The organism is Isobaculum melis (genome assembly GCF_900111355.1).
Lineage (GTDB): Bacteria > Bacillota > Bacilli > Lactobacillales > Carnobacteriaceae > Isobaculum > Isobaculum melis.
Genome location: NZ_FOHA01000003.1, coordinates 184,524 through 193,138, shown reverse-complemented (window position 1 = coordinate 193,138; position 8,615 = coordinate 184,524). Strand labels below are relative to the sequence as shown.

General features: G+C 36.1%; 6 protein-coding genes. All 6 read right to left on the bottom strand.

Translation table 11 applies throughout. The features are described from left to right. The coding region (gene tnpA, locus BMW29_RS04340) for an IS200/IS605 family transposase (RefSeq protein WP_143047331.1) at nt 1-180 on the bottom strand (180 nt) is incomplete at its 3' end. Between the two features lie 189 nt (nt 181-369). Further along, the gene (gene ftsY, locus BMW29_RS04335) at nt 370-1,359 is read right to left on the bottom strand and encodes a signal recognition particle-docking protein FtsY (RefSeq protein WP_092650705.1); all 990 of its coding nucleotides are present in this window, start codon (nt 1,357-1,359) and stop codon (nt 370-372) included. A 137-nt stretch (nt 1,360-1,496) separates the two neighbouring features. After that, the gene (yidA, locus tag BMW29_RS04330; protein ID WP_092650703.1) at nt 1,497-2,312 is read right to left on the bottom strand and encodes a sugar-phosphatase; all 816 of its coding nucleotides are present in this window, start codon (nt 2,310-2,312) and stop codon (nt 1,497-1,499) included. Nucleotides 2,313-2,329: 17 nt separating this feature from the next. Beyond that, nucleotides 2,330-5,911, bottom strand: coding sequence for a chromosome segregation protein SMC (gene smc, locus BMW29_RS04325; protein ID WP_092650701.1), 3,582 nt, complete (start codon nt 5,909-5,911; stop codon nt 2,330-2,332). A 21-nt stretch (nt 5,912-5,932) separates the two neighbouring features. Beyond that, complete coding sequence (gene rnc, locus BMW29_RS04320) at nt 5,933-6,625, bottom strand: ribonuclease III (RefSeq protein ID WP_092650699.1); 693 nt, start codon at nt 6,623-6,625, stop codon at nt 5,933-5,935. 201 nt (nt 6,626-6,826) lie between these two features. Beyond that, the gene (locus BMW29_RS04315) at nt 6,827-8,611 is read right to left on the bottom strand and encodes an oligopeptide ABC transporter substrate-binding protein (protein WP_425431586.1); all 1,785 of its coding nucleotides are present in this window, start codon (nt 8,609-8,611) and stop codon (nt 6,827-6,829) included. Nucleotides 8,612-8,615 lie beyond the last annotated feature (4 nt).

The window sequence follows — 8,615 nt, the reverse complement described above, 5'->3', positions numbered from 1 at the left end:
ATCTATACAAGCTTCTGCTTCCAGTATTTCTACTCCTTTTCTTTCGCATAGCTGACGTAATATTGCTCCTATGTCTTTTTTTAATCTTCCATAAATCACTTGTCTTCTGTATTTTGGTGCAAATACTATATGATACTTACATTTCCACTTTGTGTGTGCTAAACTGGCTTTGTCCTTCATTGGATATTCCTCCCTTAATCTTTTGTTAGTGGTTGACGAACCAATCTAACTTTAGCATTTTGGGAGGTTTCTTAAAACCCTGAGACACCGCTTGAAGCTCTACTGAACCACAAGCATAGCTCGTGGTTTTCAAAAGATACAAAAAAGCGGGATAAAACTCTCAGAGTTTTATCCCGCTACTATGATCATTTATTTTTGAATTAACTGTGCAAATAAGCCATAAGCATATTCATTTGGATCAAATACTTGTAAATCATCCATTCCTTCACCTAAGCCTACTAGCTTCACTGGAATTTGCAATTCATTGCGAATCGCTAGAACAATTCCACCTTTAGCTGTGCCATCAAGCTTGGTTAAAACAATCCCAGTCACATCTGTTGTTTCTTTAAACTGCTTTGCTTGAATCATCGCATTTTGACCTGTCGTAGCATCTAACACCAATAAAACTTCATGTGGACCATCCGGCACTTCTTTTTCAATCACACGTTTCATTTTTTCTAACTCATTCATTAAATGGACTTTATTTTGTAATCGACCCGCTGTATCTACTAAAAGAATATCAGTTTGTTGCTCTTTTGCATGTTTTACCGCATCAAAGACAACTGCTGCTGGGTCACCGCCTTCTTTGCCACGAACAACTGTAGCGCCAACACGTTCACCCCAAACAACTAATTGATCAATTGCTCCAGCTCTAAAGGTGTCTCCCGCAGCAAGCATTACTTTTTTACCTTCTTGTAAGTATTGATGTGCAAGCTTTCCAATCGTCGTTGTTTTCCCAACACCATTCACACCAACAAATAGAATCACGGTTAAGCCATCCGCATTTAACTTGATTGCTTGTTTGGTTGTATCTCCTTGCTCATATAAATCTACTAGCTTTTCAATAATCGCATTTTGGACTTCCGATTGCTCTTTAGCATTTCTTAATTTCACTTCTTGTCTTAATGCTTCAGTAATTTTTAAAGTGGTATCAAACCCAACATCTGCTCCAATTAACAGTTCTTCCAATTCATCAAAGAAATCTTCATCCACACTTCTAAAATTCGCAAATAATTCATTTAATCGATCAGAAAAGCTTTTTCTTGTTTTTTCCAATCCTTTTTCATATTTTTCAGTCGTTTCAGTTACTTCTGGTTGTTCACTTGTAAACGCACTTTTTAATTTATCAAAAAATCCCATATATGTTGGCTCCTTTAGCTGATTTCTCACTAGAAACTTTTATTTTCCTTATTCATTGTATCATAATTTTAGTCCTGCGAATATCCATGCAAATGAAAATAAGTTAGCAAAATCAAACGTTTGCTAACTTATTTTGTTTACCCTTCATTTAAAACAAATTTTTCAACCGCTAAAGCGACACCATCTTCTTCATTTGTTGCAGTCACATGGTTCGCAATCGCCTTCACTTCATCTGTTGCATTGCCCATGGCAACACCTAAACCTGCATAAGCAATCATCGCTAAATCATTTTCTTCATCCCCAAGTGTCATCACTTCCTCTTGGTTAATGCCTAAATGCTTCGCTAATGCAGCAATTCCAGTTCCTTTATCAACTTCTTTATGCATAATCTCAAGTAACACAGGTCGAGATTTTATGACGGTATAAGAGGTTTTAAAAGCCTCTGATAAAGCCGCAGTACGTTGATTTAGGATATCTGCTTCACAACAATATAGAATTTTATTAACTTGAATATCATCAGGGGCATCTGCAACCTCAAGCGGTACAAAAGGTAATACTTTCATAATGCTTGGGTAAAGAGAATGTGCATCTGTTGGGCCTGCTGGTGAATAAACATTTTCTAAATCAATATAATGCATTGGGACTTGAATACCTTGACTGACTTGATAAATTTCTTCAAGCTGCTCTTTGTTTAATGTGATTTGATGCAAAACTTCACCTGTATCGGCTTTTTGAACAAGACCACCATTATAAGTAATGACATAGTCGCCATCATCCTGTAAGCCAATTTCTGCTAAAAGATGACGCATTCCAAGAAGTGGTCTCCCTGTACAAAGAACCACCTTGACACCTTGTGCTTTGGCCTTTAGTAAGGCCTGTTTATTCCGCTCACTCACTTCATGATCTTGGTTTAACAGTGTACCATCTAAATCAATGGCAATTAATTTAATCATTCAAAGAACCTCCAGTATTAATTTTGTGAAAGTTTAATCTTACCATCTTGCTCAACTTCTTCTAAACGAACAGAAACAATTTTAGACACACCAGATTCTTGCATGGTCACACCATAAAGCACATCTGCTTCTTCCATTGTGCCTTTTCTGTGAGTAATCACAATAAATTGTGTATCTGTATTAAATTGATTTAAATAGCGTCCAAATCTCGCTACATTGGCCTCATCTAATGCTGCTTCAACTTCATCAAGAATACAAAACGGCACTGGACGTACTTGGATAATTGAGAATAATAAGGCAATGGCTGTAAAAGCACGTTCTCCACCTGATAGTAAGCTTAAGCTTTGTAGCTTCTTACCTGGTGGTTGGGCAATAATGTCTATTCCTGTATTTAACAAATCTTCTGGATTGGTTAAAACAAGCTCGGCATGACCGCCACCAAACATTGCTGGGAACACTTCTGAGAATTTTTCTTTAATGGCATAAAAGACCTCAGCAAAGCGCTTCTCAACTTCTTCATCCATCTCTTCCATTGTAGCAAACAAGCTGGCTTTGGCTGTCAATAAATCTTCTTTTTGTTCACTTAAGAAAGTAAAACGCTCATTGACGCGGTCAAATTCTTCAATCGCACCTAAATTGACTGTACCTAGCTCTTCAATTGAACGTTTCAATAATTTAACTTTTTGACGGGCTTCATCAACAGGTATTTCCAAACTGGTTGTTGTTTTAGCACCATCAAAGCTGAGATAATATTCTTCTCTTAAGCGATCTAAACGATTCTCAATATCCACATCACAACGGTTCATAGCGATTTCAGCTTTCGATTTACGCTCTAAAAGTAAACGTTCTTCATTATTTTTAGCTGTAATCGTGCGATCAATTTCAGAAATACGTTGTTGTAAGGCTTCTCTTGTCTCACGCTGTTCTTGAATGGCCATTTCTGTTGTTCTGCGGCTAGTTGTTAATTGCTCAAGCTTCATCGTTAATTCTTCTTCAGTAAACTGATGAGAATTTCTATTTTCAAGCACTGCATTCAATTGCTCCGTCAGCATCTCAAGTTCAGCTTCTGCTTGTCTAATTTGTGTATCAATTGCTTCTTTTTCTCGCAAGAGACTTGCTCTTTGCTCTTTCACAATACCTAATTGTGCTTTACACTCAAAGACAGCATTTGCCGCTTTTTCTTGTAGCTCTTGACTTCTCTCACTTTCAGAAGCTAGCATTTTAATTTTTTGATCCAGTTCACTCATTTCTTGTTGAACTTGCGCCATCTCATCTGCAGCAGCTTGCTTACGTTCATGATACTGCGCAACTTCCTCTTGAGATTCATGATGCTCAAAGTGATACGCTTTTAATTCTCGTTCTAAACGAGCCGCTTTTTCTGCCAACTGCTCATGTAATGATTTTAATTGCTGCTCTTCAATTCGAATGGCCTCTCCAGCTACACGAAGTTCTTCTAAGGTTAATTCTTCTTTCTTAACAAGCTGTTTGGCTAAACGCACATTTTTCTCACGTTCAGTAGTTTCAGTTGTCATCTTAGCAATCTGCTCTGTTAATGAGGTTAACTCATTCTTACGAGCGAATACACTGCCTTGATTGCCCTTTTTACTTGCGCCACCAGTCATGGAGCCACCAGGGTTCATCACATCTCCTTCAAGGGTTACAATGCGATATCTAAATTGAAGAAATTTGGCTAATTGTCCAGCACCCACTAAATCAGTCGCAATAATTGTTGTTCCTAATAAATTGCTTACAACAGATTGAACAGTTGGTTGGAAACGCACCAATTCACTGGCAACTCCAACAAAGCTTTCCTGCTGCTTTAATGCATGTCTGACATTATCAGGTAAAGCTCTATTTTTGATTGTTGTAATCGGTAAAAAGGTTGCACGACCTAAACGTTTTTCTTTTAAGTAAGAAATGGCTTTACGACCACTAGCTTCATCCTTCACCACAATATTTTGTGCAGCTGCACCTAATGCAATATCAATGGCTAATTCAATATTTTTAGGGACTTCAATTAATTCTGCAACAGCGCCAACAATCCCACCAATTTTTTGCTTATTCTTGAGAATTTCTCGGACACCTTGATAAAAACCTGCATGGTCTTCATCTAATTCAGCCAAAGTATCCTTTCTAGCTTTTGCTTGCTGTAAAATTCTTAACCCATCATACATAAGTTTTTCTTGCTCAGCTAATTGTTGCTGTGCTTTTTGAAATTGTGTTTGATGTGTGCGGTAATCCGTTTGTTTTTTTACTAACAAACTTTGTGTTGTCTCAAGCTGTGTTGTGACTTGATCTAACTTTTCCGCTGCTTGTTTTTGATCCATTACAACTTGTTGTAAGGCTACATCTGACTTTTCATTTTTCACATTCATTTGAGTAAATTGTCGCTCTAAGAAAGTGAGTTCATTTTTCAGCGTTGTTTGTTGCTGCATTTTCTCAACATATTCCCCGCGTAGCTCTTCAATCATCGCTTTACTGTCTTGATTGTAGAAGCGTAATTCTTTTTCAGCTTCAGTTAATTGTTGTTCAATTGCTTTTTGCTCCTCAATTTTAGCGCTGACTTTAGCACGCAATGCAACCTCTTGCTCTTTTGACTGCGCAATTCTTTCAGAAATGGCTTCTTTTGATTGCTGGAATTGTTGTTCATTTTCAGCAGTATTTTTAGATCGCTCTAATAAAACATTTTTTTGACCTTCCGTTTTTTCTAGCTCTTGTGTCATAGTTAACAATTTGGCTTGTAATTCATCAAGGGTCTGATCAGCCTGACTTCTAGCTATAGTTAAAGACTCAGCTTCAGCCTCAAAATTGCTCAAAGCTTGCGTCACCCCTACCAACTCTTCAGTTGCCTGTGTAACAGCTAGCTCGCTTTCCTGCCATTTTTCCTTTAAGCCTTCAATTTCAGTGACTAACAGCGCAGTTTCAACTTTAGTTAAGGCTTCTTTTTGTTCTAAATAATCCTTTGCAATAGTACTTTGTTCTCTTAAAGGTTCAATTTGATCTTCTAATTCATAAATAATATCCTGAATACGATTCAAATTATCTTCTGTTTCAAATAACTTTTGTTCGGCTTTCTTTTTACGAGTTTTATACTTTAACACACCTGCTGCTTCTTCAAAGATTGAACGTCTTTCCTCAGGTTTACTATTAAAAATACTTTCAACTTTTCCTTGAGAAATAATTGAAAAAGATTCTCTTCCAAGTCCTGAGTCCATAAATAGCTCAACAATATCTTTTAAACGACAAGCCTGCTTATTCATATAAAAATCGCTTTCGCCAGAACGATGTAGTCTTCTGGTAATACTAATTTCAGAAAAGTCTAAAGGTAAAAAATGATCTTCATTATCTAAAACAAGTGTAACTTCTGCAATATTCAAGGGCTTTCTTGTTTCAGATCCAGCAAAAATGATATCATTCATTCTGCCACCACGTAGACTTTTAGCTGATTGCTCACCTAATACCCATCTAATGGCTTCTGTGATATTACTTTTTCCACTACCATTTGGGCCTACTACAGCCGTGACACCTGGTACAAACTCAATAACCGTTTTATCTGCAAAAGATTTAAATCCAGATATTTCAAGTCTCTTTAAATGCAAGGCAAGACAAACTCCTTCCTATCAAACTTTTTCATTTTTTAGTGCTGTTTCCGCCGCAGCTTGTTCAGCAGCTTTTTTTGTTTTGCCACTTCCAGTAGCTAATTCTTTTCCATCTGCTATCACGGCCACAACGAATTGTTTTTCATGAGCAGGTCCTACTTCTTCTAAAATCTGATATTGTATCAGAACTTCACCATTTTTTTGTAACCATTCTTGCAATTGTGTTTTATAATCCATCACATGTGAAAAAGCACCGGCTTTAATTTTTGGAAAGACAAATTGTTTTAAAAAGTCTAAAACTGCATCTAATCCTTGATCTAGATAGAGTGCACCAACAAAAGACTCAAACAAGTCACATAGCAATGCAGAACGTTTACGACCATTCATTTGTTCTTCACCACGGCCTAATCGTATTTCTTTGTCAAAGCCTAATTCCTTAGCAAATTGTGAAAAACTGGCTTCACAAACAATTGTCGCACGAAAACGTGTTAATTTTCCTTCTGACATTTCAGGATAGTGCTCAAATAAATATCTTGAAATGGTAAGCTCCAAGACTGCATCGCCTAAAAATTCAATCCGCTCATTGTCGCTTAAACGGTTCCCCCTATGCTCATTCACATATGATGAATGGGTAAATGCCTGTTCCAATAATGAAATATTTTGAAAGACAATACCAAACTCATCTTTTAATCTTTTTAAAAATTTTTCGTTCAAATTTTCTCCTCCTTCCAATAAAATAAAATCATACACCTTTCCATTATACTTGATTTTTCTATAAAAAAAACTATTATTCCTTATTTTTCTTTATTTCATACTAAAAGCAAAAAAAACACAAGGTTTTCCTCATGTTCTTTTTGCTTGATTAGGTTATATAAAGGATCTTCAGCTGTTCATTCTACTGAGAAATCCCAGCCTTTATTTTAATGGTTCCTCTGCTGTTAGTTCAATTTTTTCCCAACTAAGACTATTTGTACCACCACGTGACCAATCTAAACCTTTCACACGTTTATTAACAGGTAATACTTCATAGTAGTTAAGCATTGGAACGACAACAGCTTCATCCATCATATACTCTTGCCATTCTTTGAAGGCATTATTTTTATATTCTAAATCAAATGATTTTGAAGAAGCGATATTTTTCAATAAAGTATCCAATTCTTTAGATGCAAAACGAGTATAGTTAAAGGCAGCATCTCTACCATAAAGACCAGTCGGAGTTGGATCTGAACCAACTGACCAAGCACCAAAGTAAACATCTACATCTGGATCATCCGCTTTAATCTTGTCATAGAAGCTATTAAATTCTACTAGGCGACCTGATGATAATGTTACTTTCAAGCCAATTGCTTCCCATTCTTGCATCATGTATTCTGATAAAGCTTCTGCTTCTTCACCATTAGAACGAGATAGGAATTTAATTTCAAGTGGCTTGCCATCTTTGTCTTCACGAATGCCATCACCATCGACATCTTTATAACCTGCTTCATCTAATAGTTTTTCTGCTTTTTCAGGATCATAAGGGAATCCTTTAATATCATCATTTTGGAAATCTTTAAATAGTTGTGGAATTAATGAAGTTGCTTCTACACGAAGATTGCTATAGTACTCTTGACCAATCGCTTTTTTATCAATCGCATACCCCATTGCTTGGCGTAATTTAACATCTGCCATTTTGGCTTTTGGATCCGTCACAACTTCATCTTTTTCGCTATCCCATTTACCTTGTTTAAAACCAAGGTAAGAATAAGCAAAATCTTCACGACCTAAGACTGTTACATTTTCTAAATCAGCATAGGTTGGATAAATTTCTGTTGGCATCAAAATTGCAACATCATATTTTCCACCTTTAAGTCCTTCAACTACAGCAGTTGGAATCGCACGATTTAAAATAATCTTATCCAATTTAGGCTTACCTTTGTAATAATACTCATTTGGTAAGTATTCAATTGACTCACCAGGTACCACATTCGTAATCACAAATGGTCCAAACCCAACTGGATTTTTACGAATTTTATCTGATGATTGTAGGTCTTTAATAGCGACATCTTTCAAATAGTGTTTTGGCATTGCTGAATTCCAAATACCACCACCAGCTACTAATAAACTTGGTGAAACTTCTTCAAATGAAATTTCAATTTCTTTATCACTGATTGTTTTGATTCCTGAAATAGTATCCGCTTTACCATTATGATACTCTTCCATTCCGATAATATTTGTCATATCTGCATTATAGCGAACACCTGTATAATCTTTATGACCAATTACTTCATAAGAATAAATCAAATCTTCTGCTTTTAATGGTTCTCCATCTGACCATTTCACATTGTCATTAATTTTAATCGTTGCTTTTTTCGCTTCTTTATCAAGTTCTAAGGAAGCTGCACCATCATTTGTAATATTAAAATCTGCATCAGTTGTAAATAGAGCACCTAACGCAATATCATTCAATTGAGAATCAAAAGCATCCTCTTGAAATTCATTACTAAAAACACCTTTAAACGCTGATTCAGTAGCTATTACTGCTTGTAAAGTTCCACCTTCAATTGCTTTCTCATCATTTTCAACAATCGTCGAAAATTTATTTTTCTCTGCTTCATCGACATTTTTTGTATCTTCTTTTTTCCCATCTTTGTTACCACCGCCACAACCTGTTAGAATGAGCGTTGTTGATAAAAGAGCTACAATTGCTTTTTTCCCAATCTTT